Consider the following 1,197-nt stretch of genomic DNA (forward strand, 5'->3'; position numbering starts at 1 on the left):
ATGGAGTCGGCCTGGCCGTCGCCGTCGGTGTCGAGGATGGCGTCGGTGGTGCCGTCACCGTCGACGTCGGTGAGTGCGGCGTCGACGGCTCCGTCGCCGTCGGTGTCGATGAGAACGGCGTCGGCGGGGATCTCGGTGCTCATGGGGTATGTCCTTCCAAGTGGGGTGAGTGCTTCTGGGCGGTTCATGTACTTGGAGGCGACGTCGAGGACGAAAGTTCCCGGGGTGCCGGGAGTCGTTCGGATGACCGATCTGGCGACCGACTACCGTTTGGTCTCGTATCACTCGACTTCGGAGGTTCACTGTGCAACAGATCGGCGTCATCGGCGGAGGCACCATGGGAGCGGGCATCGCGGAGGTGTGTGCGAAGGCCGGCAGCGATGTCGTGATTGTGGAGGTCAAGCAGGAGTTCGCCGACGCCGCGCGGGCGCGGGTGGAGAAGTCGCTGGCCAAGGCGGTCAGCAAGAACAAGCTGGCGCAGGACGACGCCGACGCCGCCCTCGGGCGGCTGCGGGTGACGACCGACTACGCCGACCTCGCCGATCGCGAGCTGGTGATCGAGGCAGCCCCGGAGATCGAGGAGCTCAAGCGACAGATCTTCGCCAACCTCGACGAGGCGACCGGCGCGAACACCATCCTCGCGACCAACACGTCGTCGATCCCGATCATCAAGGTCGCGACCGCGACCAAGACCCCCGAACGCGTTGTCGGCGTGCACTTCTTCAACCCGGTGCCGGTGATGCCGCTGGTCGAGATCATCTCCACGCTGACCACCGCGCCGGAGACGGCCGACGCCGTGAGCAGCTACGTCACCGACACCCTCGGCAAGACCGCGGTCCGCGCGGGTGACCGTTCCGGCTTCATCGTGAACGCGCTGCTCATCCCGTATCTGTGCCAGGCCATCCGGATGTTCGACTCGGGCTACGCCTCGGCCGAGGACATCGACCTCGCGATGAAGGGTGGCTGCGGCTACCCGATGGGTCCGCTGACCCTGCTCGACACCATCGGTCTCGACGTGACGCTCTCCGCCGCGGAGTCGCTGTACGCGGAATTCGCCGAACCCCACTACGCGCCGCCGGCGCTGCTGCGTCGCATGGTCGACGCTGGCCGCCTCGGACGGAAGACCGGTCGCGGTTTCTACACCTACTGACAGCTGGATCACCGACGCCGAACCCCGGCTCACCTTCGGGTGAGCCG

At 66.8% G+C, this 1,197-nt stretch carries 1 protein-coding gene; it reads left to right on the top strand.

Features of this window, described 5'->3' with window-relative positions; genetic code table 11:
• Positions 1–304 precede the first annotated feature (304 nt).
• Entirely contained in the window at positions 305–1,150 is an 846-nt protein-coding gene (locus ACFUEJ_RS24250; RefSeq protein WP_388032387.1) for a 3-hydroxybutyryl-CoA dehydrogenase, read from the top strand.
• Positions 1,151–1,197 lie beyond the last annotated feature (47 nt).

The sequence above is a fragment of the Gordonia sp. NPDC057258 genome, assembly GCF_042668985.1.
GTDB classification, from domain to species: Bacteria; Actinomycetota; Actinomycetes; order Mycobacteriales; family Mycobacteriaceae; genus Gordonia; species Gordonia hongkongensis.